The sequence below is a fragment of the Desulfotignum balticum DSM 7044 genome (genome assembly GCF_000421285.1).
In the GTDB taxonomy this organism is placed as follows: Bacteria; Desulfobacterota; Desulfobacteria; order Desulfobacterales; family Desulfobacteraceae; genus Desulfotignum; species Desulfotignum balticum.
The window spans coordinates 53,230-79,610 of the sequence record NZ_ATWO01000001.1 but is presented as its reverse complement, the minus strand read 5'-3'; the positions used below and the strand labels follow the sequence as shown (position 1 = coordinate 79,610).

Genomic DNA, 26,381 nt, shown 5'->3' with positions numbered 1-26,381 from the left:
AGTTACCGATAATTTTCAGCACCGACATGGTTGAGGCAATCCTTGCCGGAAAAAAACGTGCCACCCGCCGTGTGATCAAAAACCCGGAGCGGTTGCAGGGCTTGATGTTGGCCGGGGAAGAGCCGGCATGGTGTCCATATGGCGGGCCGGGGGATCTGCTGTATGTCAGGGAAACCTGGCGGGTGGGTGCATGGGATCTGAAGGATAATTTAATCGCGGTCGATTATCTTGCAGGCAATTATGCCCGCCGCGAATGGCTGAAGTGTAATGAGAAAATCGCGCGCCATCTGGTGGAGCAGTCAATACAGGATGCAGAAAAAACTTTTGGGAAAAGACCGGGGCGGGGTATCGGTTTTGACTGGGAGCCGGGCCAGTCTCCATGCCGGTGGCGAAGATCCATCCACATGCCAAAAGCGTTTGCCCGGATCTGGCTGAGAGTGGAGAACGTATCTGCCGACAAGCTGCAGGAAATTACTGAAGCGGAAGCGATTGCCGAGGGCGCCAGATACAAATATTTTGATACAGGTTTTGCCTCTCCTGAAAAACGATGGTCCATGGAATATCCGTTTCCCAAAAAGTACTTTCAATGCCTGCCCACCGCCCGGATGGCGTTTGCAAATTACATCAACCGCCTGCATGGCGGTAAAAACTGGAATCTAAAACCATCAAATCTGTGGGATGAAAACCCTATGGTTTGGATCGTCGAATTTTATGGATCAGTGCCACCGGCAGGAAGGTCCCTGCATGAAACGATACGCAACGGAGGGTAAATAGTGGAGCTGGTAAAATACAAAGACGGAGAATACGCGAAAGATGGGCTTCATCTTCCTGCGACATCAATACAAGATGCGGAGACGTTGTGTGGAATATTCAGTCCTGGATATGAGCCCACGTTTGTTGAGGGCGATGCCCCCGAGTGTCCTGAGTGTATCAGGGCCGCAAAAGAATTGTTTTCCAGGTATACAAAAAAACAGGTTAATTCGTGGATAGGTAAAAATTGAGATTCCCAAATAAAAAAGAGGAGAATTATGGATACATCGGGACATATAGAAGCGATCACAGACAAAGAAGCAAAACAGTTGCTGGAAGATGGTGGGCTTGAAAACAAAATTCCGCTGGATGACAAGCAGGCCCATGTGCTCAAGCGGCGATCCTTGAGATACAGGAAAAACTGGATGAGAAATAAACCCTGCGTCTGTGGGTCCGGGAAAAAATTTAAAAAATGTTGCTGGTCAAAAGTGACTATGGCCAAAAAGGAGGAATAGTATGGGCGTCAAGCGGCTGAAAATCAAAAACGAACTCAACTACAAACGCGGCCGCACCTGGAAAAACTGCGGACAGTGTGATTATTTTGTACCGAATTACGACATTGTTGATCACGATTCATATGGCGCCCAGGTGACAACGGAACCCAGATGCAAAATCATCGGCCTGAAACCAGGCCGGCAATACAGGATCCACCCGGCAAATATCTGCGCCCGGTATGACAACACGGAAGGGTTGAAAAAGCTCAAGGCAATGATGGATTGAAACATGCCTGACCAGGTCACCATATACAACATCCGCCTGTCCTATCACCGGCCGGCGGAGATCCAGCCCACAACCCTGGCCATGTCCTGGGGGTCTGACACCACAGCGGTCGATGCCGTGGAAAAAATGTTCGGGTGTATCCCGTTTCCATACCATTTATATGTCGGCGTTGAAGACACCCCCACCAGCCTGCAAAAAAGATTGAACCGGATGCGGGATCCGGAATCTCTTTACAAGGCCAGGCGGAAAAGGATCCGGGCTTATGTCATGAAAAAAGATCCGCTGTTTTATGACCAGTTTATCGGTCCAGCCCTGGAAAATGATGCCTATACATTGGAATATTACCGGCAGCGCCAGAAAGACATTGCCGACATGCACCGAAAAATTTCCGTGAAACCGGATCGGGTGGGGAAGCTGTGGATTAACCCGGAGGCGGAGCGACTAAAACACGTTGACTGGTTAGCGTTTTCCAACGAGGAGTAAAAACAGCATGAGAGACGATTCTTTGAAGATGGTCCGGCCTTTTTTTGGGCTTCCTCCAATTCTGGACGCATGTTGTGGTAGCCGCATGATGTGGTTTGATCGTGAAAATTCAGACGTTTTATATGTCGATCACCGGCGCGAAACATTAAAGGTATCTGATCGGTCTCACGGAAAAACTGATGGCACCCGCACAGTAAATATAGACCCGGATGAGTTGGTTGATTTTCGACATATGCCATACCCTGATTGTTCATTTCGGCTTGTCGTATTTGACCCGCCTCATCTTGTCAGAGCCGGCCCAAGAAGTTGGATGGCAGCTAAGTATGGAAAGTTGGGACCGGAGTGGAAAAATGATCTGCGGCGAGGATTCGATGAATGTTTCCGTGTACTGAAACCGGAAGGTGTATTGGTCTTCAAATGGAATGAGACGCAAGTACCAGCCGCAGATGTTTTATCTGTGGCCACATTCCAGCCGCTCTTCGGTCACAGAAGTGGCCGCAAGGCAATGACACACTGGTATGTATTTATGAAGCCCGGGATATGATCCTGGAAAAACAAGGAGTGAAACAATGATGATTATCAGTCGTGAGGCGTTTTTATTTGCCCTGGCCGGGTCCTGTGTCATCGGCTTTATCGTTGGAGCTTTGGTCTATATCTGATGACCGGCCCGGAACTGGACATACTTGCCACAAAGATTGCTGAACGCATCGCCTCCCCCCGGTGGATGAAGCTGACGGCAGCGGTGAAGTATTCCAGTTACAGCCGGGCACAGCTGATCGAGCTGGCAGAGCGCCGGGACATTGTCGGGTATCCGGATCCGGACTCCAAACGCGGAGACTGGATCTTTGACAAAGAATCCATTGACGAATACCGGCTCAGCCATTTTTTTGGGGCCCGGCAAAAAGCCTTGTCAATTTTGAAGAGTCTGTAATATGATGTCTGGCATCATGAGACTGTTTCAGCACAGAGATACGTGGTATGTGGCTTTCCCGGGCGGCAAGCGGCGAAGCCTGAAAACCAAGGATGCCCGGATTGCCAAGGGACTTTTCGCGGAGATCAAAAAAGAAGTGCTCCGGGGCAATATTTTGCAGCTGGAAAAAGACAACAGTCCGCTGCTGTCACAATACACGGAATGGTACACGGAACACCCGGACCGGTCGGACCTGTCACCGGACACGCTGCGGGCCGATGCCCTGGGGCTGAAAAAACTGACGGACGCGGCCGGGGATGTGCCCATCAACCGGATCACGGACAAACACATCCAGAAAATAAAATCCCTGTGCCGGGCCGCTTCATTGCGGCCGGCATCCATCAACACCTATCTGCGGCACATCAAAGGAGCGATGCGGTTTGCCAAAGACGCCGGACTCATCGATGCCGTGCCCGTGATCCGGATGGTCAAGACCGGCCAGGCCCTGCCCAGGGTGATGACCGATGCAGAGATCAAAGCGATCCAGGCTCAGGCGGACAAAACAAAACCGGAAATGGGCCGGATCATCCGGTTTGCGCTGTTCACCGGCACTAGGCGCAGTGAAATTATCCGCGCCAGGTATGAGCATGTACAGGCTGGAAGCATCACTATATACGGCAAAGGCGGAAAACAGCGGACCATCCCCCTGGTGGGCGGGGCCGGCGACGTGGTGAAGGCCCAGGACATCGGGAAAATATTTTCATACAAACACACATCCACCGTGTCCAATTATTACCGGGAGATCACCCGGGATGCCGGCGTGAAGTCCAGGTTCCATGATCTTCGGCACACGGCTGCCACCCAGATGCTGACCGCCGGGATTCCCCTGGAAGTGGTGCAAAAGATCCTGGGGCATACGGAATTGAGAACCACCCAGATATATGCCAAGGTAGTCCAGGACCGGCTGAAAACTGAAATGGAAAAGCTGAAATATTGAAAAACAAAATTAAAGAAATTCGCTCCGTTTCCGCTCCACATGGTCATAACCAACTGATTTTATTAACATGGAAAGCTGATTCGTAATCAGCAAGTCAGCAGTTCGAGTCTGCTCGCCGGCTCCATTGAATAACAAGGGTTTTCAGCTTTCTGGTTGGAACCCTTTTTTTGATTTTTGAGCTCTGTGTACTTACTATGTACTCAAATTTTATCAATGCGGAACCCTCCCTGTCCGCCCATTTAAATGCAAGCTCCACCTGGTGATCGGCCTCAGTATCTTGTTCAATATCACTGGTATAAAAAAGCCGCAGATCAAGGTCTTGCAGAGGCTCCGTTTATGATGGGTCTGATGTATGAACATGGCGAAGGTGTCTTGCATGACTCTCAGAAAGCGATCGAGTGGTATGAGAAAGCTGCAAAGCAGGGACATGCTCAAGCTCAAGAAAATATTGACAGAATTAATAAGCAGCAGCGGGTTGAGTTCGAAAATAGGTTAAAATCAGCCAAGAATGGCGATATTTTTTCACAGTATGTTCTTGGAATTATTTATGATTTGGGAAAAGCGAGGGTTTCTCAAGATATAAAAAAAGCCATCTATTGGTATACAAAGGCAGCAGAACAGGGACACTCTGAGTCTCAGTATAATGTCGGATCGATATATTATTCCGGCGATAAGCAAATTCCCCAAGATTACAAAAAAGCAGCCTTTTGGACAATCCGGGCAGCAGAGCAAGGGCTGTAAAGTGTTACATTAATATCCCAAAAATCCGGTCAAAAATCCCAATTTGGAGTGCCTAAGTGAAAAAAAGCAAGGTATGGGAAAATGATAAGATTAATTGATGAATTTGAGCAGGTTGAAACCAAACAGCAGGAACCGCTGCATGCCTTTATCCTCCTCCCCCCTTTCGGGGGGGATAAGAGGGGGGGATTCTCAATATACATGGCCTAAAAAAAATGATGAAATTGTAAAGTGGGATTTGGTAAAAAAGCGTGAGAACATTTTTCCTCTACAAATCAGCATGTTACCATCTGTTTTTTAGCGCGCTTCTGCACCTCACAAATCCCACTAAAAAATGTATAAGGTCCATTCTCAAATTTTCTGAAAAAAGGCCTGATTTTGGCAAAAGATTGTGACATTTTGTTGGGATGCGAAAGTGACAATCTACAGGGCATGGTCAAGCTCAATTCAACCTTGGATTTATGTATCATAGAGGTGAGGGCGTGCCACATAATTACAAACTTGCTTATGTTTGGTATAGCCTGGCTGGAGCCCAAGGGGTTAATAACGTGTCCTGAACGAAACTTGACTTGACAATGGTCACAATTCCCTGAGCTGATTTTTTGTTCTTCCCCTCTGCTGTCGAGTTGTTGGTAGCATGGAGATTCGGATCTAAAGAAAAATTTTCTGATGTCGACGATTGCTATTCTTTACATATGCGAAATTAAGTTTAAGCATTTTAAATTTTCAAGGTTATAAAGAGACAAGTTCTCTTAATCCATTCGGAGTGTCAAATTGTGCCTTAATGAAAGATTTTCCATCAATCGGCGGACTGCAAATTTTAACAAGCTTGTGGGCCTCTATTGAAAAAAGGGTTTTTTCCAGCCAAGAAGGATATTTATGATATATTTTTATATTCAACAGGCGTATACCGACATCTGCCATGAAATTCGATGGATGTACAATATCGATCCACTGGATCAGGTAAGGGAGGAATCCTCCCCCAATAAGTCTTCCATCCGCGGGTAGACCGAAATACCAGTTCAAATGCCCTCTGTTGATTAATTCAGGATGGCCAAAAGAACAAGATGCAGTTCGCATTGTTTTGTTGATATCATTGCAATTAACAACCCAAGACAATAATCGGGGGCTTTTATCCAGATTTGTTTGAATAGTGGGATCATCCAGGCCGAACCAGCGGGGCCGATCAAGATCAGTTTGATCAGGGTCTATGGCAATGATCTCTAAAAAAACATTGTTTCCGATTCGAATGAGATGATTATGCGTACCCATTTTCAGATGCTTTCCGCCAAAGGGCATGACCACACCTAATTTTTCCTTTACATACGCCACTCCATCTTCAAGATCTCTTGCCCCTACAACTAAGTGATCAAGTCTTGTGCTCATATATTGGAAACACCTTTTTTAAAACAAATTTCATCTCCAAGGGAAAGGCCCATGGACAAACCGGTTCGTCCCTTTTCAGAAAAAAAAACGATATTCATATGGTTGGGCATATGGGTTTCATCGTAACCGGCAAGCCGGCCTGTACAATTGTCATTTAAAAAAATCTGATCGCCGGTCATGATGATACCAGGATCAATTACTTCAAAAAATGCCACATAATCTATAGAATTCACCTGGCTTCCAGGTGCTGATTTTTTTTCATCAGTATGAATGAGTTCATGAATTTCGCCTCTTCTCAATGCCCTTGAAGGCACACGAATAAGCTCAAGCTTTCTGTCATTCATTGCACCATTGAGAATAGCCACAAGTCGTCCCCTGACCGATGATCTTTCGGCATAAATCGATTTTTTTAGCAATCCATCTAAATAAGGATCTCCCATGGTATCTCCTTAGATTTTTTAATAAACCTGTCCTTCATCACATTGAACCCGTGAAAAGGACAGGCATGTCAAGACCGCTCAAGAACGGCTAATACACTGAAGGACGGTTTTTCTTTTTTGCCCCTGACACCCATTTGGGGACAAAAGGTGCAATCACGTCTTCTGATACAACCGGCATTTCTACAAAGGAGGGGCCATTGTGTGCCATAGCTTTTTCCAGAACAGGACGTATATCTTCATGCCGCTCAAGCCTTTGGCATTGCAAACCAAAGCCTTGAGCAACCTTCAGATAACTGACTGTGGGATCAAAATCAGTACAAAAAGGTTTCGAATCGTTGACCAATACAGTCTCACCTCTGATCCAGCCAAAGGAGTCATTTCGGTACAAAATGATAGTAATGTTTTTGCCGATTCGAGAGAATGTTTCTAATTCACCACAGTTAAAACCAAAACTTCCATCTCCACCCAAAGCCAGAACAGGTGCATTTTCATCTGCAAAGGCTGCCCCCATTGCAGCGGGTATGGCATAGCCGAGTGCGCCAAGAGAGTAGTTGCTCAAATATCTTCTGCCAGGTGCAAGCGCTGTGAGCAAAGGAGTGGTGTAAATACTGCATACCCCTGCCTCAGTGGTAATTATGCTGTTCTCAGGAAGGATTTCGTTGAGTGCTTTAACAAAATATGGTGGAAATATCCCTTTGTTTATATGAGGCATTTCCATATTCAAAAGTTCATCTCTGGTTCTGTCCCGCTCTTGAGTGAAATTTACCAATTCCTGTGATCGTTTCAGATTATTTTCTTTGGCTATTTTTAACATATACTCCAAAGAAATTTTAGCATCGCCACACAAAGAAACTTTTGTCTGATACATATTTCCCAGGTTTTCAGGAGAAACATCTAAATGAATGATCTTTTTGCTATTTTGGAGCTTTGGTTTCTGCCACCCGTCAGTTCCGGTGGAATCAGTGTTTGAACCAATATAGAAAATGACATCGGCACGTTCTATAAATGCGTTGGTAAATGCCCTCCCGCCCCGGGAACCAATCACACCGATGGACATGGGGTGAAACTCACTGATGATACCTTTGCCGGTTATTGTTGTGCCAACCGGAATTTCAAGCATTTCAGATAATTTCTCGACAACTGGACCTGCTCCTGAACTCAGTGCACCTTGTCCGCAGATAATCAGGGGCTCTTTTGCATCCATCAAGAGGTTCAAGGCCTCCTCAATCAGGCGGGGTTCTGCAATATTTCGATACGAAGGATAACTGCAGCATTCCGGCTGGCCATACAGGTCATTTACCTCTGCTTCATCATCAAGACAATTGACCATCATTCTAAGATGGACTGGCCCAGGTTTTCCTGAAGTTGCCACCCGAAAGGCCCGGCGCATGAGAAAAGGGATCTCTTTGGCCCGATCCAGAACAAAGCTTTCTTTGGTGATAGTGGAATAAAAATCTGTCTGATCTATGCCGGTCAACATTCCCCTTTTATGGTCATTGGGATTTACATCAGAGGTGAAAAAAATCAGAGGAATACTGCCTACGAAAGCTTCTGCGATCCCTGGCGCAGGGTGAGTAACACCTGGGCTGGGTGATTCTACAACCCCAGGTTTGCCACTGACCTTTGAATACGCCTCAGCCATGAATGCAGAATTTTTCTCATCTCTGGTAAGAATATATTTAATTTCGGGTTCGTTAAGCCATTGATCGTAAAGACCAATGGTCGTTTCACCCGGAAGTCCGAATACATGCTTGACATTATATTGTTTCAGCATTTCCAGGATTATTTGTGCCCCTGTCATACCCATCTTTTGCTCCAGTTGATTTGAATTGTTAAATGTTTTTCCCTTGCGGATACTCTTGATTAGTTATTTTTTTTAATCAGGCCCTTGGCTACAAGATCATCCAGAAGGGGAAAAACCTTATTCTGCAATGACGTCACAAAATTATTGGTCTCTTTAGCATCCAAATAGGCCCAGCCTCCTCCATTTTTTTCCAGCCATTTTTTCCATTTAGGGTTATTGGCTGTTTTCTTTGCCGCTTCACCAAGGGCTGTTTGAATTTCCTGAGAAACACCTTCAGGCACCGCTATCATCCGGGCACTTCCCCAGACAACATCATATCCTTGTTCTTTCATAGTCGGAACATCTTTATAAACTTCAAGACGGTCTTCAGACATCACGCCGAGAACCTTAATTTTTTTTGCATGTAAAAGCGGAACCGCTGCTCCGATGCTCATACAGGCGATTTCTGTCTCTTTTTTCAGCAGTGCCTCTTTCTGTTCTCCGGAGCCTCCGGAAAAAACCACATGATCAAATTGAACTCCGGCTTTTTCTTCCAATTCAAGAACAGGCAGGTGCCACACTCCGCCCATGCCCACATTTGAAATCTGAATTTCTCCAGGAGATTTTTTAGCTGCTTCTATCAGATCTGAAAGATTGTTATAAGGTGAATCTGTATTGGCAACCAATACAGTAGGATGTACAGTAACGGTTGCGATGAAATTGAGTCTATCCAGAGAATAGCTTGACAGAAGCCCGAAGTAAGGAACTGTAACAACCCCGTCATAGGTGAGGGAGCCGATAGTGTATCCATCTGCTTTAGAATTCATCAGCTCTGATACACCCAAGCCGCTTTTGGCTCCTGTTATGTTGACTGTGTAGATTTTGACTCCTAAATTATCTTCCATATTTTTCATGAACCCACGCATGACAGTATCGGTCCCGCCACCAGCACCCCAAGGCATTATGTGCTTGATGTCTTTGTCGGGATAATCACCGGCAGAAACATATGATGAAAGGAAAAATACGCAAAAAATCAACGTCAATAATAGTCTTGTTTGTTTCATGAGAAAGCCTCCTTGTAAAGTTTGGTTTGGTAACAGATCAGATCCGAAACTCACTTTTTCAAAATTTTGGGTAATCTGAAACCGAGAAAATAAATCATGACCACCGTGAGCACCAGAAATAAAAGGCTGTATGGTGATCGGACAAACGTTGTTATATCACCCTTTGCCAGAGACATGCTTGTTCTGAAGGTTTTCTCCAAAAGGGGACCAAGAATAAAACCCAGCAAAAAAGGCACGGTTGGATAATCTCTGGCACTGAGTAAAAAAATCACAAATCCGAGAATAGTTGCATGAAGGAGCTGCAGCATGGAAAATGTAGCTGCATAGAGACCAATCATGGCTGTAAAGGCAATAAACGGATACAACAACTGCCTATTCACAAGTGGAATCTTAATATAATATCTACCAAAGGCAAAAAGAGAAATGACGATTAGAAATGGCGTAAACAAAAAGGCTAACAGCATTGGGCCAAGCTTATCGGAATGTTCGATCATAAGCATCGGTCCAGGTATGAGCCCATGCAGATTGAATACACCGAGAATCAGGGCTGTTACCGCATCCCCGGGAATACCAAATGTCAGAAGTGGAATGATGGCACCGGGGCACATAGCATTATTTGATGCCTCTGCTGCGGTGATCCCCTCCAGACTGCCCTTTCCGTAGGCATTTTTGTTATTGGAGAATGCTTTAGATACCGCATAAGAGATCAGAGCTGCCATCGCTGCACCGGCACCCGGAAGGATGCCCGTTAAAAAACCGATAATGGAACTACGCAAATAACAAAAGAATCCAATTTCTTTGATATCCTTGAATTTCGGCATGAATTTATAACTGTCTTTTGTTATATTCATTCTGCTCAAAATTTCTTCGGCTAAGAGCGGCTTGGAGGCGAGTTGAGTAAATATTTCAGCTATTGCAAAAGTGCCGACTACGATTGTCAAAAGACTTATACCTTCTCTGATGTTTTCCATGCCAAAACTCATTCTCGGCAAGGCTTCGAAACTATCGATTCCTATAGCAGCAAGCATTAATCCTAAAAAAGTGGCAATGATCCCTTTAAGAATATCATTGGAGTTAATCAGCATGGAAACCACAATGGCCATTAGAATCAGGGAAAATTTGTCCGGCGTCATAAAGCCCAGAGATAGTTCAGAAATCAGCTGGATGAAAAAAATTGTTAAAAGTGCTCCGATTACACCACCGACCATGGATGAAAAGGCGCCATGCGAAAGCGCCAGTCCGGCTTTGCCTTTCTGAGTTAGTTTGTATCCTTCCGTTACCGTAATTGCCGCTGCAGGAGCCCCTGGAATATTAATAAGAATACCGGTTACACCGCCACCATATATTCCACCTATAAAGATACCGACACAAGTTACCAGGGCATTGATCGCCTCCATACCAAAAGTAATCGGTAACAACAGAGAAATAGCCAGTGTCGAAGTCAATCCCGGTACGGCACCAAAGAAAAAACCTATGAAATAGCCGGCTGTTAGGTAAAGAATCAGCCATGAATCAAAATAACTTGAAAGATATTCAAATGCCATGATTGCCTCTTTTTGTATTATATTTATGGAAGATGAAAATCAAATGCGATTTCAAAAAGTATATAGTCAACTCCGGTAATCAGAACTGCAGCAACCAGAGGCAAAACCAGGTAAATTTTTAAACTGCTCTCGTCGTTATGTGCTTGTTTAAGCTGCCAGCCCAGAACCATGGAAAATAAAAAACAAAAGACCGCTCCGACCACTAAATAACCGGCATTTTCCAAAAATAAAATAAAAAGCCCCAGTAAGATGATGAAAATCAGCTGATATCTGGTCACTGTAAGTTTAGGCATTGATGGGAATTTAATTTCCCTTAGAAATTGAACCAACAATAAAATAATCATGACTATCGATAAAATAGTCGGATATAAACCTGGTCCAATATTTTTAAGCGTCCCCATTGGCAAAAAAGCTGCTTGAAACAGAAAAGCGATTGAAAATACGAGTAGAATTATGATTATCAGCATATTATTCCTCCATTGGCAGATGCCCGGTAAAAATTCTTGCATAGGCTTCTTTTATACTGGATTCAATATCCTCCATACGCCTGTTGATGTGTTTTTGCATTACAGCGGCTGCCTGATCTCCCTTTCGATCCATCATAAGATGAACAATCTTGGCATGCTCGGTTTGGGTACTTTTTGTTTTGCTCGTCATATCAATCCATCTAATAAAGTAAATGCGGTCATTGATATCAGACAAGAGTTCACTGATTTGACGATTGTTTCCAAGATCGGCAATGTACATATGAAATTGTCGATCCCGTTGGTGCAATCGTTCAGTACTTACTCCAGGCGGCATGGACTGACTTTTTTCCCAGTGGTGATAAAATCCAGCAAGATCCTCATCATTGGCATTTTTACATGCAAGAAGAACTGATTTTGCCTCAATACATTCTCTGAGTTCGTATAGATCAAATATTTCCTTTTTATCAATCTTTCTTGAAAAGAAACCCTTGCTTGGCCGCTGAATAATGAGTTTTTTCGTGGAAAGTTTCTGAAGCGCTTGACGTATCGGTGTCCGGCTTACTCCAAATCGTTTAGCCAAATCATTTTCACTGATGTTAGTGTCAGGAGGAAACTGAAACGATATTACCATGTCACGAAGAATTTTGTATAGTTCATTTTGGGTAATATTCATGAAACTCAACCCTTGTATTTTTTATTGTATACAATTTAATATACATTCCTGTATACAAGCTGACTTTTAATCTGTCAAGCATAAAAAAGCCACTATCTACATGGAAAATCCCAATTATTATAATTGGGAATATTCTAAAAACGGGCGTTTGTTACCTCATTAAAAGACATACGATGCCAATCCAGAATTGGAGACTTATGACCTTTACGATTATTTTTTGAAAGATGGTTGAATAAACCTGTGTTCGACAGTCATAGGATTATTTTTTCAGGATTTTGTCAAAATATTCAATAAAATCAAGTCGGATGTCGGTCTTGAACCCAAAACATGTGGGCACACGAATTGAAATATTATTAAATACATACTTTTTTAATGGGTATGTATATACGCAGCGTAAAACGTAAGAACAAGGATGGATCTGAGATCGAGTATATTCATTGGTCCGCGATCTCACTGGGGGTATTCAGTTAGCCCACAACACCCGGCATCCCGAAAAAGGCTACTCCCGGGCCGAGGTCGTGTACTCCTTCGGGCGCCGAGACCAGCTGGATGTGACGTTTTGTATCCAGCCTCATCCGCTTTATCAGCCCCGAAAATGCCCAAGAACTGGCAGCCCAGGGCACTGGCACCTGCCTCCAAACTGGCGGTGGAAGAATGTCAAAGGCCAAGGGGGGGGGGAGGGCAACGTGCTTCAGGAACAGATGGCGGCATATGCCGGATCAAAAGGAATCCGGGGGTTCAAGGCCCACATTCTGTGTGAGAATGCCGCCATGATCCGATTGGCCAAAAGATGCGGATCCCGGGTCACTTTCCGGAAGGAAGGTGATGTATATAACGTGGAAATGTTTTTCTGACAAGCGTTTCCAAACCCAAAAAAAGCGCCCTCGAAATATGTTTTGTCAGGGTATTTGATCATTTTTTTCTCTTTTTTCTCAAATTTATCAAAACCAGTACCGCCAAAAAGCCGGCAGGAAAAGCCAGAACCCAGATCAGCCGCAGCAGCCAGACAAGAAATTCGGCATCGTCCATGGATGTGACAAACCGGGGTGCCGGGATCACCATGGATGCGACAAATCCGATGATGAGCAAACGGGGAAGCCAGTATGTGATTTTGGGCCACATGAAACCGATTATAGCGCCTGAAATTTTTTTTTGTAAAGCTTCGGCAAATTTTGATAAAAAATCCATCGTAACGGCCGGATGGTTCAAAACAACCGGATGATTTTCAGGTTGACACGCATCTGGCGGATCTTTATAGTGCGGAAACTGAACATGTATTCCGATAAAAAAAGCGATGGTCCCCATGAGTCAGAAACGGTTAATGAAAAATCTGTTTTATTTTTTTATGATTTCAACCCTGTTTTTCTACAGCACTGTTTTTGCGCAGCAACCGCCTGCGCCCCAGGTGCGCGTGATGACCATCGAGGAACAGAATGTGGTGCCGGCTGACGAATATGTGGGTCATGTGGAAGCGATCCAGAGCGTGGAACTGCGGGCCCGGGTGGAAGGTTTTCTGGAAGAGGTGAGCTTCACGGAAGGAGATTATGTCCAGGAAGGTCAGGTCCTGTACCGCATTGAACCGGATGGGTATAAAGCCCGGGTGGCCATGGAAAAGGCCCGGGTGGCCCAGGCCGAAGCAGAACTGGCCCGGGCACAAAGTCACTTGAAACGGATGCGGACCGTGAACCCCCAAAGCATTTCCGCCCTGGACCTGGACAATGCCGTGGCCGCCGAGCTGGCAGCCACGGCCAACCTGGCCGCTGCCCGGGCCACCCTGGAAAACAGTGAACTGAACCTGGCCTACACCACCATTTCCGCGCCCATCGCAGGCCGCATCGGCCGCACCGAATACACCCGGGGGAACCTGGTCAATCCGGCGTCCGGCGTTTTGGCCACCATCGTCCAGACCCATCCCGTCCGGGTGGCCTATGCCATCAGCGAAAATGATTTCAATGCCGTGAAAAAAGCGCTCCGGGAAATGGATACACACGGAGAAAAACAGCTCTCCCCCCGGTTGATTCTGCCGGGAAATGAACTGTTTCCGGAAACAGGCCAGGTGGTTTTTGTGGACAACCGGGTGGATACGGCCACCGGCACCATCACGGTGCGTGCCCGGTTCGACAATGCCGACCGCCTGCTGCTGCCGGGACAGTATGTCACGGTCCAGGTCCGGTCCGCAGATCCGAAGCTGATGCCCGTGGTGCCCCAGTCCGCAGTGCTGGTGAATCAGGAGGGCCGGTATGTGTTGACTGTCAAGGACGGGATCGCCACGCCGCAGCCCATTGTCACGGGCACGGCCCTGGACCGGATGTGGGCCGTGGAATCCGGACTTGAGGCCGGGGATCAGATCATTGTCAGCGGGATCCAGAAAGTACAGCCCGGCCAGCCGGTCACGGTGCTGCCGGCGAATTCGGAGAACTGATCCATGATTTCCAATGTGTTTATCCACCGGCCCCGTCTCGCCGGCGTTGTTTCCATCGTTATCACGCTGGCGGGTTTTCTGGCACTCATGAACATTCCCGTGGCTCAGTACCCCCAGATCACCCCGCCGGTCATCCGGGTGTCTGCGTTTTATCCCGGAGCCAATGCCGAAGTGCTGACCAAAACCGTGGCTGCGCCTTTGGAAAAAGAGATCAACGGGGTCTCCAAAATGCTGTATATGTCTTCCACCTGCTCGGATACCGGCAATTATTCAATGCAGGTCACCTTTGAAGTGGGCAGTGACCCGGACATCAACCAGGTGAACCTTCAGAACCGGATCCAGCTGGCCACACCCAAACTGCCGGCCGAAGTCGTGGATCAGGGCATCAGTGTGCGCAAGCGCTCCAATGATATGATGGCGGCCATCAGTTTTTATTCGCCGAACAAAACACGGGACCTGCTGTTTTTAAGTAACTACCTCAGTTCACAGATCAAGGACACCCTGATCCGCATCAACGGGGTCAGCGATGCCATGATTTTCGGGGAGAAAGAATACAGCCTGCGCATCTGGATGGACTCGAGGCGAATGACGGCTCTGGGCCTGACCTCGGGGGACATTGTCTCTGCCATTCGCACCCAGAATGTCCAGGCATCCCTGGGAACCGTGGGCATGGAACCTCTGGAACACAAACAGCCGGTCCAGTTTTCCCTGCGGGCCAAAGGCCGGCTCACGGATGTCCGGGAATTCGAACAGATCATCGTGCAGACCAATGACCGGGGCGGGCTGGTGCGGCTCCGGGATGTGGCCCGGGTTGAGCTGGCGGCCCGGTCCTATGACACCGAGTCCATCCTCAACGGGAACCCGGCCAATACCCTGGCCGTGTACCGGGATTCAGACTCCAATGCCCTGGAAACCATGGAGGCGGTTCGCAAAAAACTTGAAAAACTGAAACCCGGTATGCCGGACGATGTGGCCTATGAAATCATCCTGGACACCACCCGGTACGTATCCGCTGCCATTGATGAGATCATATTCACCCTGGCCCTGGTCACGTTGCTGGTGGTGGCGGTGATTTTCGTGTTTCTCCAGGACTGGCGGGCCACACTGATTCCATCCGTGGCCATCCCCGTATCCCTCATCGGCACCTTTGCCATTCTCATGGCTTTGGGATTCAATGCCAACACCATCACCCTGTTCGCTTTGATCATGGCCATCGGCCTGGTGGTGGACGATGCCATTGTGGTGGTGGAAAACGTGCACCGGGTCATGCATGAGGAAAATCTGGACGCACCGGCTGCCACGAAAAAAGCCATGTCCCAGGTGGTGGGCCCGATTATCTCCACCACACTGGTGCTGTTTTCCGTGTTTGTGCCCGTGGGATTCATGCCCGGGATCACCGGCGAACTCTATCGCCAGTTCGCCGTCACCATGTGCAGTGCCGTGCTGTTGTCCGCCACCTGTGCCCTGACCCTGAGTCCGGCGTTGTGCGCCACGTTTCTGACCCGGCACCGGGTAGCGGCCAAAGGGCCGTATGCCTGGTTCAACCACCTGGTGGATGCCAGCAGAAAGGGATATGTGACCGGTTCCGGCTGGATGATCCGATGGCTGATCATTCCGGTGCTGCTGTTTGCCGCCGTGATCACGGGCATGACTTTTCTGTTCATTCACACCCCCACCAGTTTTCTTCCCCAGGAAGACCAGGGCTATTTTCTGATGAATGTCCAGCTTCCCCAGGCCGCATCCCTGTCCCGCACCGCCGCAGTGATGGATCAAATTACAGGCGAGATACGACAACTGGACGGTGTGGAAAACATGATCGGTGTGTCCGGATTCAGCCTGCTCAGCGGCAATGCCGCCAATGTGGGATTTTCCCTGGCAATTCTCAAACCCTGGGATGAACGCCGGGAACCCCACCAGCAGCTGGCTGCCATTGTCAGACAGGCACAGGCCCGACTGGCCGCCATTCCGGATGCCAATGCCTTCGCGTTTGCACCGCCGCCCATCTCCGGTCTGGGTGCCAGCGCCGGATTTTCTTTTCAGCTTTTGGCCAAACAGGGCCAGGACCCCAAGGAACTGTTCGGCATGGCTTTGGGGCTGATGATGGCTGCCAACCAGGATCCGGTCCTGGAGGGGGTATTTACCACCTATACGGCCGATACCCCCCAGATATTCGTTGATGTGGACCGGACCCGGGCCCAGTATCTCAACGTCCCCGTATCCCGTATTTTCTCCACGCTCCAGGCTCATCTGGGGTCCGCATATGTCAATGACTTCAATCTCGGGGGCCGGACCTATCAGGTCAAAATCCAGGCAGATGCCCTTTTCCGGGATACCATGGAAGATATCCAGGACCTGTATGTGCGCAGCAATGACGGCAAAATGATCCCGCTTACCAGCCTGGTGGCCCTGCGGACCGTACTGGGTCCCCAGCTCATCAAGCGGTACAACCAGTACACCAGCGCGGATTTCAACGGGGATCCGGCCCCGGGGTTTTCCTCGGGCCAGGCCATGGATGCCATGGAAAAAGTGGCGGCCGATGTGCTGGCCCCGGGGTTTGATTATGAATGGTCGGCCTTGTCCTATCAGGAAAAAACCACGGGAAACGAGGTGGTTTGGCTGTTTGCCCTGGCCCTGGTATTTGCCTATCTGTTTTTAGTGGCCCAGTATGAGAGCTGGAACCTGCCCTTGTCCATTGTTTTCACCATACCGGTGGGGACTCTGGGTGCCTTGTCCGGCCTGTGGCTGCTGAATCTGCCCCTGTCCATCTATGCCCAGATCGGTCTGGTACTCCTGGTGGGACTGGCCGCCAAAAATGCGATCCTGATTGTTGAATTTGCCAGAAACCAGCGTCTGACAGGGCTGTCCATTGCCGAAGCGGCCGTGGCCGGCGGGGCCATCCGTTTCCGGCCCGTGCTCATGACCTCTCTGACCTTTATCTTCGGCCTGGTGCCCATGCTCATCGCCACGGGGGCCGGGGCCGGCAGCCGCCGGGCCATTGGTACGGCCGTGTTTTCCGGTATGTGCGTGGCTACTTTTTTCGGCATTTTTTTAATTCCTGCCCTGTACTATATTTTCCAGACCATCAGCGAGAAAGGCCGGGCCCGGCGGGAAAGAAAAAAAAGACAAAACGATCACTGAGATATCAGCTTCGGCCACCGCTCCAGTGAAGCCGGGTTTTGAGCACCTTGTAATAGGAATCCGGCTCAAACGAAATCATCTGCACGGCATGGGGGCTTTTGGACACAAAGATCCGGTCTTTGGGATCCATGTTGAACCCTTCCTGGCCGTCCAGGGTCAGGACGATGTCTTCCGGACTGTCCTCCAGCCGGATCTCGATGGCCGTGGTGTCCGGGATGATCAACGGCCGGTTGGTCAGGGTAAATGGACAGATGGGGGTCAGAATGATGGACGGCACGGCCGGATGGACCACGGGGCCGCCCGCAGCCAGGGAATAGGCTGTGGAACCGGTGGGCGTGGCCACGATGAGCCCGTCCGCCCGGAACGTGGTCAGATACACATGGTCCAGGTACACGGCACAGGATGCCAGCCGGGACAAAGCTGATTTATTGATCACCATGTCATTGAGCACATCCACATCCGCCAGCACCGCATCCTTTCGCATCATCCGGATATTGAGCCGGGCCCGTTCATGGATCTGATATTGTTTGTTAAACACCTTTTCCAGCACTTCCTCCAGGTGATCTTCCAGGGTAATGGCCAGAAACCCCACTTCCCCGAATTTCACCCCCAGCAACGGAATATTTTTGGTTCCCACCAGCCGGGCCGCACTCAGAAACGTGCCGTCTCCCCCTAAAACCAGAATACAGATCAGGTCTTCGGGCAGAGAAGGCAGTGAATTGTTCAGGATCACGACCCGGTCCTTAAGCCGGCGGACCAGGGCGTGGGCCGTGTCCCATGCATCGTCCTGGTGTTTGACAAAAATACCGATACGCGTCTGTCTGCTGGTGTGTGTCATCAGTTCCTGCTCAATGGGCCAGGGCCCAGTTTTCACCGGTGCCGAAATTGACTTTCAGGGGCACCTTTAACGGATGAACCCCTTCCATGATCTTTCGGGCCAGAGCGATCAGGTCCGATGTTTCCGCCTCTGGCACATCAAAAATGATCTCATCGTGCACAGACAGAATCATTTTGGATCTCATGCCGCGGTCTTCCAGGGCCTTTGCCATCTGAATCATGGCCAGCTTGATCAAATCGGCGGCACTGCCCTGGATCGGGGTGTTCACGGCGGCCCGCTCGGCAAAATGACGCTGATTGGCATTGGACGCATTGATATCGGGCAGGTTTCTTTTCCGGCCGAAAATGGTGGCGGTTTCCCCGGTTTCCCGGGTGCGGCGGATGGTTTCGTCAATAAAGGCTTTGACACCGGCGTAACGTTTGAAATAATGGTTGATATAGGTATCTGCCATTTTCCGGCTGATGTTCAGTTCATTGGACAGGCGATACGCACTCATGCCGTAGATGATACCGAAATTGATCGCCTTGGCCTGGCTGCGCAGGTCGTCGGTCACAAACCCGGGCAGCACCTGGAACACCTCCACGGCCGTGCGGGTATGGATGTCTTCCTCATCCCGGAACGCCTGGATCAGGATCTCGTCTTCGGCACAATGGGCTAAAATACGCAGCTCGATCTGGGAATAATCCGCGGATACCAGGGTGCACCCGTCCGCCGGGATAAAGGTTTCCCGGATTTTTCTGCCTTCGGGCTTGCGGATGGGAATGTTCTGCAGATTGGGGTTGGAGCTGGACAGCCGTCCCGTGGCCGTGATGGTCTGGTTGAACGAGGTATGAATCCGGCCGGTGTCTTCATGGATCAGCTGGCCCAGGGCATCGGCATACGTGGATTTGAGCTTGCCCAGGGTCCGGTACCGGAGTAGTTTTTCCGGCAGGGGATGGACATCTGCCAGCTTTGTCAGCACTTCCACATCCGTGGAATAACCGGTTTTTTTCCGGGTTTTCTTCACGGACTTGAGCCCGAGCTTATCAAACAGAATCACGCCCAGCTGCTGGGAGGAATTGATGTTAAAGGTTTCCCCGGCCAGGTCATAAATCGCCTGCTCCAGCTGGTTCATTTCGGTTTCAAAGGTTTCGGACAACCGGGCCAGGGCGGTTTTATCCACTCGGAATCCGGTCATTTCCATATCCGCCAGCACGGGAATCAGCGGCACTTCGATATTTGCCATCAAATCAGACAGCCCCTGTTTTTCCAGGTGTTCAGAAAACCGCTGATACGCCATGAACGTGAGATCCGCATCTTCGGACGCGTAAAACAAAGCGTCTTTTGCCGGCACTTCCTGGAACCCGATCTGGTCCTTTCCCTTGCCGGTGATCTCTTCATATGACACCATTTTGTATCCGAACAGGTCCAGGGCGATCTGGTCCAGGCCATGGCCCCGGCGGGTGGGATTCAACAGGTAAGAAGCGATCATGCTGTCAAACGTCACCCCGTTCAACGGCATGCCGTACCGGGCCAGAACAATCATGTCGTATTTGATGTTCTGGCCGGCCTTGTGCTGTTTCGGGTCCGCCAGCACCGGCCCCAGGATGCGCAGGACTTCGGTTTTTCCAATCTGCGGGGTATCATCGGTATGGCCTACCGGGACATAGAATCCCGTGTGGGCCTGAAAAGAAAAACTGATCCCCACCAGATCCGCAGTCATGGGATGGATGGAGGTGGTTTCCGTATCAATGGCGAATATATCGGTCTTTTTCAACGTTTGCGCCAGTTTTTCCAGTTCTGGGACATCCGTGATCATCTGATAATCTTTGTCGGCGGCATCCTGTTTTTCAGCAAATTCCCGGGCCAGGGTCTTGAATTCCAGTTCCTGGAACAGGTCAAACGCTTTGGCATTGTCAAAGGGTTTGAGTTTAAAATCCGCAATGGATGAGGTCACGTCCACATGACAGTCAATGGTGGCCAGATCCCGGCTCAGCAGGACCGTGGCCTTGCCGGTACTCAGGTTTTCGTACAGCTTTTTTTTGGATGCCACCTGATCCAGGTTGTTGTACAGATTGTCAATGGACCCGAATTCCGCCACCAGCTTGATCGCGGTTTTCGGTCCCACCCCTTTGACCCCGGGAATGTTGTCCGAGGTGTCTCCGGCCAGCCCGAGCACATCGATATACTGGTGCGGGGCAATGCCCATGTCCGCCTGGATACCGGCCCGGTCCAGGATAATATCTTTCATGGGATCCCATAAAATACAGTCGTCTGAAATCAGCTGGATGAAATCCTTGTCCCCGGTGACCATCACCACTTTGAACCCCTGTTCCCGGGCAATCCTGGCATAGGTGCCCACCAGATCGTCAGCCTCATACCCGGATTTCTGGACAACGGGGATGTTCAAGGTGGCGATCATCCGGTGCACATCCGGAATCTGTACGGCCATTTCATCGGGCATGGGCGGGCGATTGGCCTTGTAGTCGGCATATTTTTCATGCCGGAAGGTCGGCCCTTTGACATCGAAAAACACGGCCGCATAAGTGGGATTTTTTTCCCGGATCAGTTTCATCAGAATCCGTGTGACCCCGTAAGTGGCGTTGGTGGGATGGCCTTTGGCCGTGCTCAGGTGCTGGATGGCATGAAACGCCCGGTATAAAAATGCGCTGCCGTCTATGAGAAATACTGTTTCCGGGGTTACCATCATAAATTTACCTGCCTTTTGGATATTGCAGTTTTTTTCAATAAAAGGCATATATACTATCTTTTAACCAAAAGGAGAAGTACAGATTTGCCATGACCGATGACACCCAAGCCTCCCAGCGGCAGAAACGCCGGGACAAACGGATCCGGAACAGCCGCCGCCAGTGCCATTGCTGCAAACAGACCTTTATGTTCTGCTGGCGCTGCCGGTGCGGGTTTTCCATCTGCCAGACCTGCATGCATGAAAACGCCTGGGGCATGACCTGCAACGGCATCACCTGGACCTGTCCGGACTGCGGGGATCAAAACGGATACGGCAATCAATGACAGGCCATCACCCGTAACAAGGAGGAGACCCTTATGCCGGCAACTTTTAAAATCGGCACGCTCATCTCCGGAGGCGGCACCAATCTTCAGGCCATCATCGATGCCTGCAAAGACGGCCGTATTCCTGGAAAAATCATGTTCACCGGATCAGACACCCCCGGGGTCCGGGGACTGGACCGGGCCAAACAGGCCGGTATCGCCACCTTTGTGGTGGATTATCAGCAGATCATCAATGCCTGCCGGGACAACGGCATTGCGCCGGAAGACCTGCCGGAAGACTTTGATCTGGCCGAGGTGAGAGACAAGCAGAAACTCATGGACCCGGCAGATGACCGCACCCGGTTTTTCCTTGAGTCCCGGGCCATGGCGGAAAAACAGCTTTTGACCCATATCAGGCCCTATGACATCGACCTGCTGGTGCTGGCCGGTTTCATGCGGGTACTCACCCCGTATTTCATCGACCGCATCAACACCACCCCGAGACAGCACAAGATCATGAACATCCATCCGGCCCTGCTCCCGGCATTCCCCGGCACGGACGGGTATGGCGACACGTTCCGGTACGGGTGCAAAATCGGCGGCTGCACCGTGCATTTCATTGATTACGGGGAGGACACCGGCCCCATCATCGGCCAGAAAGCCTTTGAAATCAAAGACACCGACACCCTGGACGATGTAAAGAAAAAAGGCCTGGAAAAAGAATGGGAACTCTACCCGGAATGCATCCGCAAATTCGCTGAATAAACTTCGGTTCGGGGTCAGGCCCGCTATCCAAGGAGTTTGAGCATCAGGGGGACGGCCGTCATGGTGCCGATGGAGGAACCCAGATTAGTGAAAATCACCACCAGCAGAATCCGGGTGACATTGTTGCGCCAGAACCCCTTGAAGGACACGATATCTTTCGGGATCGCCTCCAGGTCCCGCACCTTGGGCTTGCGGGCCAAGGCTTCCACCATACCGGCCACCCAGCCCGCCGCGATCATGGGATTCAGTGAGGTCAGCGGTGCCGCCAGCACCGCCGATATAATGGTGTAGGGATGGGCCAGGGCCAGGACCGCGCCCAGGCCGGCAAAAATCCCGTTGGCCGCCAGCCAGATCCAGATCATGTCCGTGCCCGCGTCTTTGCCTTCCATGGCAAACCCGACGGCAAACAACACCAGAATCAACCCGGGAATCAGCCATTTGAGGATTTTTCCAAGAGACCCCGGCGGCGGCACCTGATTCAGGGATGACAGAGAACGGGCATTGCCGGATGCCAGATATTTTTTGATGCCCGGCACATGGGCCGCACCCACCACCGCCACGATGCAGTTTCCTTCGGCCGACCCGATCCGCTGCGCCAGGTACTGGTCCCGCTCATCAATCAGCACCTGCTCGATAATGGGATGAAATTTTTTCACATCCGCCAGCAGGGTCTGAAGGATATCTTCCTGCTTCATTTTCTCGATATCCGCTTCCTGGATATCATTGGCAGACCCAAAGGAAAACACCATGGAGGTCAGCAGCTTGATTTTGGCCCACATCCCCATGCCCCGCCATACCCGGGACAGCGTAATCTGGATATCGCGATCCGCCGGCACCACTTCAGCATCGATCTTTTCCGCCGCTTCAATGGCATTGACCATTTCCTGGCCCGGCCGGATGTCGAACTTGTCGGCAATCTTTTTCTGAAACGAGGCCAGAAGCAGGTTCATGAACAGCATCAACGATTTTTTTTCCTTGATGATCTTGATGATATCCATGTTCCGCCACCGGTCCGTGTCCCGTATGGCGGACAGCCTTGTGGGACACAGCTCCACGCACACCGTGTCCGGGGTTTCCGCTTCAATGGTGTCCGTCACCAGTTGGGCACTGTCCCGGGAGACATGGGCCGTGCCGATCAGAATAATTTTTGTGTCTCCCTGGTGCACCCGGTGGATTGACGGGTTGTCCTCGTTTGTGTGTTCCATTCACCTGCTGCCTTTTCTTTAAACGAAAGGGTAAAAAAATTACCGCCTGATTATACGCATTTTATCCGGCATGGCAACAGCTAAATCTTGACCTTCCGGCAGGGTTCTGATATTCACCGGTGTATGAAATCTACAGATGAACAAATACTGCGGTCCGCCAAGGAGATCATCGTCAAGTTCATTGAAATGGGCCGGCTGTCCCCTTCCAATGTCCATGAAGCGTTCAAGGATGTGTATGCCACCGTGGACGAAACCGTGAAAAAACACATATTGCCCGACGGTCCGACCCATGACGACAAAAAATGAAGCCACGGCCCTGAAAGATGAAATTGCGGTCCCCCGGCTGATGCCGGGCATCCGCAACGGCCTGAAAAAAGGCTGGCACGGATTTATCTGGCTGCTGAAGATCATTGTGCCCGTGTCGTTTGCCACCGGCCTGCTGGTGTATTCCGGGATCATCTATCAGCTGGATTTTCTGCTGAACCCGGTCATGACCTGGATGGGCCTGCCCGCTTCCGGGGCACTGGTGATCATTGCCGGCATTTTCACGGGCATCTACGGCACGGTGGCGGCCCTGTCGGTCATGCCCTTTGCCATGGAGCACATGATCCTTCTGGCCGTGTTCACCCTGATCTGCCACAACCTGATCCAGGAAAGCATGGTCCAGGGACGGTCCGGCATCAATCCGTTTTTTGCCGCCGGGTTCCGCCTGGCTGCCGCCTTTGTCGTGACCTTTTTGTGTGCAAAAATCATGGGCGTGACCCCGGACATGGCCGGCCCCCTGGCCGGGACCACCCTGCCGTCCAAGGATCTTGCCTTTACGGCGTGGCTGGCCGGATGGGCCGTGGACACCCTGAAGCTGGTGATCCAGATCTTCTGCATCATCATGCCCTTGATGGTCTTGATGGAACTGGCCCGGGTGTTTCATGTCATTGACTACATCATCCGGCCCCTGGGGCCGGTACTGGCGTTTCTGGGCCTGGACCGGTCCTGCGGCATGCTCTGGATGACCGCTGCCGTATTCGGCCTGGCCTACGGATCCGCTGTGATCGTGGAAGAAACCCGGGCCCATGCCTATGAACCTGAATCATTGACCCGGCTGCACCTGTCCATCGGCATCAACCATGCCATGATCGAAGATCCGGCCCTGTTTCTGCCCCTGGGCATCCCGGTATTCTGGCTGTGGATTCCCCGGCTGGCGGCCGCCGTCCTGGTCACCTACACCTTTTCTTTGTTCACGGCCCTAAGGAGATCGTATGCTCAGCGAACTGGCCATAAAAAAATTCGCCATTATTGATGACATCCGCATCTCTTTTCATTCCGGCCTGAATGTGCTGACCGGCGAAACCGGGGCCGGAAAATCCATCATCATCCAGGCCGTGAGCCTGCTCTTAGGGGCCCGGGCATCGGCGGACCTGGTGCGCACGGGTGAAGACAGCGCGGAACTGGAGGCCGTGTTTGACATCGCTCCGGATTCCGAACCGGCCCGGCTTTTGTCCGACCAGGGCATGGACCCGGACGAAGGACTGATCATCCGCCGGGTGATCCCGCGATCCGGCGCCAGCCGGGTCTTTGTCAATTCCCGCCAGTCCACCCTGGAATTTCTCAAACAACTGACCCGGAACCTGGCCGGTATCTCCAGCCAGCATGCCCACCAGGGGTTGCTGCGGGATGACAACCATCTGGACATTCTGGACGAATTTGCCGGCACCCGAAACCTGCGCCGGGAAGTCACGGCCATCTACCGGACCCTGGTGCCTTTGAACCGGCAGATCCAGGAGATGGAAACGGAAAAAACCCGCCGGGAAGCCGAACGAGAACTGATCCGGTTCCAGGTGGATGAAATCCAGAACGCCGCTATTCAGCCGGACGAGGATGAACTGTTGGAAAACAGAAAACAGGTCCTGGCCAATGCCGCAAAAATATTTGAGGCCGTGAACCGGTCCGTGCACCAGGTCTATGACCGGGAAGGGTCCGTGGTGGAACAGCTGGCCTCCCTGCAATCCGACATGGCCCGGTTCAGGGACGCGGACCCCTCCCTGTCCGCCACCGTGGACCGCTTGGATGCCGTGATCCTGGACCTGCAGGATATCACCCACACCCTCAGGGATTATTCACTGACCATTGACCTGGACCCGGAATCTCTGGATGCCGTGGACCAGCGCCTGGATCTCATCTCAAAGCTCAAGCGCAAATACGGGGGCAGCCTGGAAACCCTGTTTGCAAGATATACGGAACTGGAACACCAGCTGGAACAGACCCGGGACATGGACCGACAGATTCAGGAACACATTGAGAAGAAAAAAGACCTGGAATCGCAACTGTGCCGGAAAGCAGAAACATTGTCCGGCCAGCGGCAACAGGCCGCCACCCGCCTGGCAGAGCTGGCCGCCGATGAACTGGCGGCCCTGGAGATGGACAAAGCCCGGTTCCAGGTGGAGATCTTTCATGAACCCGGCGATCCATCCAAAGACATCTGCACCCCGGCCGGCCACAGACTGTCTGCCACCGGCGCAGACCGGGTCCGATTTCTGCTCAGCCCCAACCCGGGCGAAGCCCCGAAACCCCTGGCGAAAATCGCTTCCGGCGGCGAGCTGTCCCGGATCGTTCTGGCCCTGAAAGCGGTTCTGTCAAAAACCCAGTCTTTTGAAACCCTGATTTTTGATGAAGTGGATGCCGGCATCGGCGGGGCCACGTCCGACAAGGTCGGCCAAAAGCTCTTTGCCCTGGCCGATCATCACCAGGTGATCTGCATCACCCATCTGGCCCAGATCGCGCGATACGGGGGCCACCAGTTCCGCATTGCCAAACAGGTGATCAACGGCCGGACCTGTACAGATATTGTTCCGTTGACCACCCTGGATGACCGCATCGATGAAATCGCCCGAATGATCGGCGGCACGTCCATCACCCCTGCCACCCGGACCCATGCCCGGGAACTGCTGACCGGCCTGTCAAATAATCCGTCTTGACAGGACCGGCGGGATCTGATTATATTACTGATTAA

At 50.6% G+C, this 26,381-nt stretch carries 27 protein-coding genes and 1 pseudogene; 17 read left to right on the top strand and 11 right to left on the bottom strand.

What is annotated here, in order from left to right:
- Positions 1 to 71: 71 nt before the first annotated feature.
- From K365_RS26235 to K365_RS29260, 9 genes and pseudogenes are all read left to right on the top strand, one after another.
- The gene (locus K365_RS26235; RefSeq protein ID WP_211221095.1) at positions 72 to 770 is read left to right on the top strand and encodes a hypothetical protein; all 699 of its coding nucleotides are present in this window, start codon (positions 72 to 74) and stop codon (positions 768 to 770) included.
- A 258-nt stretch (positions 771 to 1,028) separates the two neighbouring features.
- The gene (locus K365_RS25460) at positions 1,029 to 1,265 is read left to right on the top strand and encodes an SEC-C metal-binding domain-containing protein (RefSeq protein ID WP_024333075.1); all 237 of its coding nucleotides are present in this window, start codon (positions 1,029 to 1,031) and stop codon (positions 1,263 to 1,265) included.
- A gap of 1 nt (position 1,266) precedes the next feature.
- Positions 1,267 to 1,530: a hypothetical protein gene (locus K365_RS0100415; RefSeq protein WP_024333074.1), complete on the top strand. Its 264-nt coding sequence runs from the start codon at positions 1,267 to 1,269 to the stop codon at positions 1,528 to 1,530.
- 3 nt (positions 1,531 to 1,533) lie between these two features.
- Positions 1,534 to 2,013 (top strand): hypothetical protein, encoded by a 480-nt coding sequence (locus K365_RS0100410; RefSeq protein ID WP_024333073.1) that lies wholly within the window; start codon positions 1,534 to 1,536, stop codon positions 2,011 to 2,013.
- Positions 2,014 to 2,020: 7 nt separating this feature from the next.
- Entirely contained in the window at positions 2,021 to 2,557 is a 537-nt protein-coding gene (locus tag K365_RS0100405) for a class I SAM-dependent methyltransferase (RefSeq protein WP_024333072.1), read from the top strand.
- Positions 2,558 to 2,671: 114 nt separating this feature from the next.
- Entirely contained in the window at positions 2,672 to 2,944 is a 273-nt protein-coding gene (locus K365_RS0100395) for a hypothetical protein (RefSeq protein WP_024333071.1), read from the top strand.
- Between the two features lie 16 nt (positions 2,945 to 2,960).
- Positions 2,961 to 3,920 (top strand): tyrosine-type recombinase/integrase, encoded by a 960-nt coding sequence (locus K365_RS0100390; protein WP_169432914.1) that lies wholly within the window; start codon positions 2,961 to 2,963, stop codon positions 3,918 to 3,920.
- A 336-nt stretch (positions 3,921 to 4,256) separates the two neighbouring features.
- Positions 4,257 to 4,661 carry a tetratricopeptide repeat protein gene (locus tag K365_RS0100385; RefSeq protein ID WP_169432913.1) on the top strand — a complete coding sequence of 135 codons (405 nt, stop codon included), beginning with the start codon at positions 4,257 to 4,259 and terminating at the stop codon, positions 4,659 to 4,661.
- Between the two features lie 446 nt (positions 4,662 to 5,107).
- Positions 5,108 to 5,215: pseudogene (locus tag K365_RS29260) on the top strand (SEL1-like repeat protein); the annotation flags it as partial.
- A 175-nt stretch (positions 5,216 to 5,390) separates the two neighbouring features.
- Here the strand turns inward: K365_RS29260 and K365_RS0100375 are convergent.
- The 7 genes from K365_RS0100375 to K365_RS0100345 form a co-directional block, all read right to left on the bottom strand.
- A complete protein-coding gene (locus tag K365_RS0100375) occupies positions 5,391 to 6,044 on the bottom strand; it encodes a VOC family protein (protein ID WP_024333068.1) in 654 nt (217 codons plus the stop codon).
- Positions 6,041 to 6,484: a DUF6917 domain-containing protein gene (locus K365_RS0100370; protein WP_024333067.1), complete on the bottom strand. Its 444-nt coding sequence runs from the start codon at positions 6,482 to 6,484 to the stop codon at positions 6,041 to 6,043. Before K365_RS0100370 ends, K365_RS0100375 begins: the two co-directional genes overlap by 4 nt.
- An 88-nt stretch (positions 6,485 to 6,572) precedes the next feature.
- The gene (locus tag K365_RS0100365) at positions 6,573 to 8,291 is read right to left on the bottom strand and encodes a thiamine pyrophosphate-binding protein (protein WP_051147803.1); all 1,719 of its coding nucleotides are present in this window, start codon (positions 8,289 to 8,291) and stop codon (positions 6,573 to 6,575) included.
- A gap of 56 nt (positions 8,292 to 8,347) precedes the next feature.
- Complete coding sequence (locus tag K365_RS25455; protein WP_024333065.1) at positions 8,348 to 9,331, bottom strand: tripartite tricarboxylate transporter substrate binding protein; 984 nt, start codon at positions 9,329 to 9,331, stop codon at positions 8,348 to 8,350.
- A 50-nt stretch (positions 9,332 to 9,381) separates the two neighbouring features.
- Entirely contained in the window at positions 9,382 to 10,875 is a 1,494-nt protein-coding gene (locus tag K365_RS0100355; protein WP_024333064.1) for a tripartite tricarboxylate transporter permease, read from the bottom strand.
- 23 nt (positions 10,876 to 10,898) lie between these two features.
- Positions 10,899 to 11,342 (bottom strand): tripartite tricarboxylate transporter TctB family protein, encoded by a 444-nt coding sequence (locus K365_RS0100350; protein ID WP_024333063.1) that lies wholly within the window; start codon positions 11,340 to 11,342, stop codon positions 10,899 to 10,901.
- 1 nt (position 11,343) lies between these two features.
- The gene (locus K365_RS0100345) at positions 11,344 to 12,015 is read right to left on the bottom strand and encodes a GntR family transcriptional regulator (protein ID WP_024333062.1); all 672 of its coding nucleotides are present in this window, start codon (positions 12,013 to 12,015) and stop codon (positions 11,344 to 11,346) included.
- Positions 12,016 to 12,701: 686 nt separating this feature from the next.
- On the opposite strand from K365_RS0100345, the gene K365_RS27730 reads away from it, so the two are divergent.
- Positions 12,702 to 12,869 (top strand): GNAT family N-acetyltransferase, encoded by a 168-nt coding sequence (locus K365_RS27730; protein ID WP_156887647.1) that lies wholly within the window; start codon positions 12,702 to 12,704, stop codon positions 12,867 to 12,869.
- A 58-nt stretch (positions 12,870 to 12,927) separates the two neighbouring features.
- Here the strand turns inward: K365_RS27730 and K365_RS27725 are convergent, their stop codons facing one another.
- The gene (locus K365_RS27725) at positions 12,928 to 13,137 is read right to left on the bottom strand and encodes a hypothetical protein (protein ID WP_156887646.1); all 210 of its coding nucleotides are present in this window, start codon (positions 13,135 to 13,137) and stop codon (positions 12,928 to 12,930) included.
- Between the two features lie 199 nt (positions 13,138 to 13,336).
- On the opposite strand from K365_RS27725, the gene K365_RS0100330 reads away from it, so the two are divergent.
- Together K365_RS0100330 and K365_RS0100325 are read left to right on the top strand one after the other, a co-directional pair.
- The gene (locus K365_RS0100330) at positions 13,337 to 14,437 is read left to right on the top strand and encodes an efflux RND transporter periplasmic adaptor subunit (protein ID WP_169432912.1); all 1,101 of its coding nucleotides are present in this window, start codon (positions 13,337 to 13,339) and stop codon (positions 14,435 to 14,437) included.
- Positions 14,438 to 14,440: 3 nt separating this feature from the next.
- Complete coding sequence (locus tag K365_RS0100325; RefSeq protein ID WP_024333058.1) at positions 14,441 to 17,575, top strand: efflux RND transporter permease subunit; 3,135 nt, start codon at positions 14,441 to 14,443, stop codon at positions 17,573 to 17,575.
- Positions 17,576 to 17,579: 4 nt separating this feature from the next.
- On the opposite strand, the gene K365_RS0100320 is transcribed toward K365_RS0100325, so the two are convergent.
- Complete coding sequence (locus K365_RS0100320; protein ID WP_024333057.1) at positions 17,580 to 18,413, bottom strand: NAD(+)/NADH kinase; 834 nt, start codon at positions 18,411 to 18,413, stop codon at positions 17,580 to 17,582.
- Between the two features lie 10 nt (positions 18,414 to 18,423).
- Positions 18,424 to 21,099, bottom strand: a complete 2,676-nt coding sequence (polA, locus tag K365_RS0100315) for a DNA polymerase I (protein WP_024333056.1) — start codon at positions 21,097 to 21,099, stop codon at positions 18,424 to 18,426.
- 92 nt (positions 21,100 to 21,191) lie between these two features.
- Here polA and K365_RS0100310 point away from each other — a divergent pair, with 92 nt between their 5' ends.
- Entirely contained in the window at positions 21,192 to 21,425 is a 234-nt protein-coding gene (locus tag K365_RS0100310) for a hypothetical protein (RefSeq protein ID WP_024333055.1), read from the top strand.
- Positions 21,426 to 21,458: 33 nt separating this feature from the next.
- Entirely contained in the window at positions 21,459 to 22,169 is a 711-nt protein-coding gene (gene purN / locus K365_RS0100305) for a phosphoribosylglycinamide formyltransferase (RefSeq protein WP_024333054.1), read from the top strand.
- Positions 22,170 to 22,192: 23 nt separating this feature from the next.
- Here the strand turns inward: purN and K365_RS0100300 are convergent, their stop codons facing one another.
- Positions 22,193 to 23,374, bottom strand: a complete 1,182-nt coding sequence (locus K365_RS0100300) for a TraB/GumN family protein (RefSeq protein WP_024333053.1) — start codon at positions 23,372 to 23,374, stop codon at positions 22,193 to 22,195.
- 123 nt (positions 23,375 to 23,497) lie between these two features.
- Between K365_RS0100300 and K365_RS0100295 the strand changes: the two genes are divergently transcribed.
- The 3 genes from K365_RS0100295 to recN are packed head-to-tail and all read left to right on the top strand — an operon-like array spanning position 23,498 to position 26,346.
- Positions 23,498 to 23,680, top strand: a complete 183-nt coding sequence (locus K365_RS0100295; protein ID WP_024333052.1) for a hypothetical protein — start codon at positions 23,498 to 23,500, stop codon at positions 23,678 to 23,680.
- Positions 23,664 to 24,671, top strand: a complete 1,008-nt coding sequence (locus K365_RS0100290; protein WP_024333051.1) for a nucleoside recognition domain-containing protein — start codon at positions 23,664 to 23,666, stop codon at positions 24,669 to 24,671. The genes K365_RS0100295 and K365_RS0100290 overlap by 17 nt, the downstream gene beginning before the upstream one ends.
- The gene (gene recN, locus K365_RS0100285) at positions 24,631 to 26,346 is read left to right on the top strand and encodes a DNA repair protein RecN (protein ID WP_024333050.1); all 1,716 of its coding nucleotides are present in this window, start codon (positions 24,631 to 24,633) and stop codon (positions 26,344 to 26,346) included. Before K365_RS0100290 ends, recN begins: the two co-directional genes overlap by 41 nt.
- Positions 26,347 to 26,381 lie beyond the last annotated feature (35 nt).

What these genes read in the sequence shown, in the direction of transcription:
- K365_RS25460 (WP_024333075.1), top strand. Translation starts at nt 1,029, where the DNA reads ATGGATACATCGGGACATATAGAAGCGATCACAGACAAAGAAGCAAAA.
- K365_RS0100415 (WP_024333074.1), top strand. Translation starts at nt 1,267, where the DNA reads ATGGGCGTCAAGCGGCTGAAAATCAAAAACGAACTCAACTACAAACGC.
- K365_RS0100410 (WP_024333073.1), top strand. Translation starts at nt 1,534, where the DNA reads ATGCCTGACCAGGTCACCATATACAACATCCGCCTGTCCTATCACCGG.
- K365_RS0100405 (WP_024333072.1), top strand. Translation starts at nt 2,021, where the DNA reads ATGAGAGACGATTCTTTGAAGATGGTCCGGCCTTTTTTTGGGCTTCCT.
- K365_RS0100395 (WP_024333071.1), top strand. Translation starts at nt 2,672, where the DNA reads ATGACCGGCCCGGAACTGGACATACTTGCCACAAAGATTGCTGAACGC.
- K365_RS0100390 (WP_169432914.1), top strand. Translation starts at nt 2,961, where the DNA reads ATGAGACTGTTTCAGCACAGAGATACGTGGTATGTGGCTTTCCCGGGC.
- K365_RS0100385 (WP_169432913.1), top strand. Translation starts at nt 4,257, where the DNA reads ATGATGGGTCTGATGTATGAACATGGCGAAGGTGTCTTGCATGACTCT.
- K365_RS0100375 (WP_024333068.1), bottom strand. Translation starts at nt 6,044, where the DNA reads ATGAGCACAAGACTTGATCACTTAGTTGTAGGGGCAAGAGATCTTGAA.
- K365_RS0100370 (WP_024333067.1), bottom strand. Translation starts at nt 6,484, where the DNA reads ATGGGAGATCCTTATTTAGATGGATTGCTAAAAAAATCGATTTATGCC.
- K365_RS0100365 (WP_051147803.1), bottom strand. Translation starts at nt 8,291, where the DNA reads ATGGGTATGACAGGGGCACAAATAATCCTGGAAATGCTGAAACAATAT.
- K365_RS25455 (WP_024333065.1), bottom strand. Translation starts at nt 9,331, where the DNA reads ATGAAACAAACAAGACTATTATTGACGTTGATTTTTTGCGTATTTTTC.
- K365_RS0100355 (WP_024333064.1), bottom strand. Translation starts at nt 10,875, where the DNA reads ATGGCATTTGAATATCTTTCAAGTTATTTTGATTCATGGCTGATTCTT.
- K365_RS0100350 (WP_024333063.1), bottom strand. Translation starts at nt 11,342, where the DNA reads ATGCTGATAATCATAATTCTACTCGTATTTTCAATCGCTTTTCTGTTT.
- K365_RS0100345 (WP_024333062.1), bottom strand. Translation starts at nt 12,015, where the DNA reads ATGAATATTACCCAAAATGAACTATACAAAATTCTTCGTGACATGGTA.
- K365_RS27725 (WP_156887646.1), bottom strand. Translation starts at nt 13,137, where the DNA reads ATGTGGCCCAAAATCACATACTGGCTTCCCCGTTTGCTCATCATCGGA.
- K365_RS0100330 (WP_169432912.1), top strand. Translation starts at nt 13,337, where the DNA reads ATGAAAAATCTGTTTTATTTTTTTATGATTTCAACCCTGTTTTTCTAC.
- K365_RS0100325 (WP_024333058.1), top strand. Translation starts at nt 14,441, where the DNA reads ATGATTTCCAATGTGTTTATCCACCGGCCCCGTCTCGCCGGCGTTGTT.
- K365_RS0100320 (WP_024333057.1), bottom strand. Translation starts at nt 18,413, where the DNA reads ATGACACACACCAGCAGACAGACGCGTATCGGTATTTTTGTCAAACAC.
- polA (WP_024333056.1), bottom strand. Translation starts at nt 21,099, where the DNA reads ATGGTAACCCCGGAAACAGTATTTCTCATAGACGGCAGCGCATTTTTA.
- K365_RS0100310 (WP_024333055.1), top strand. Translation starts at nt 21,192, where the DNA reads ATGACCGATGACACCCAAGCCTCCCAGCGGCAGAAACGCCGGGACAAA.
- purN (WP_024333054.1), top strand. Translation starts at nt 21,459, where the DNA reads ATGCCGGCAACTTTTAAAATCGGCACGCTCATCTCCGGAGGCGGCACC.
- K365_RS0100300 (WP_024333053.1), bottom strand. Translation starts at nt 23,374, where the DNA reads ATGGAACACACAAACGAGGACAACCCGTCAATCCACCGGGTGCACCAG.
- K365_RS0100295 (WP_024333052.1), top strand. Translation starts at nt 23,498, where the DNA reads ATGAAATCTACAGATGAACAAATACTGCGGTCCGCCAAGGAGATCATC.
- K365_RS0100290 (WP_024333051.1), top strand. Translation starts at nt 23,664, where the DNA reads ATGACGACAAAAAATGAAGCCACGGCCCTGAAAGATGAAATTGCGGTC.
- recN (WP_024333050.1), top strand. Translation starts at nt 24,631, where the DNA reads ATGCTCAGCGAACTGGCCATAAAAAAATTCGCCATTATTGATGACATC.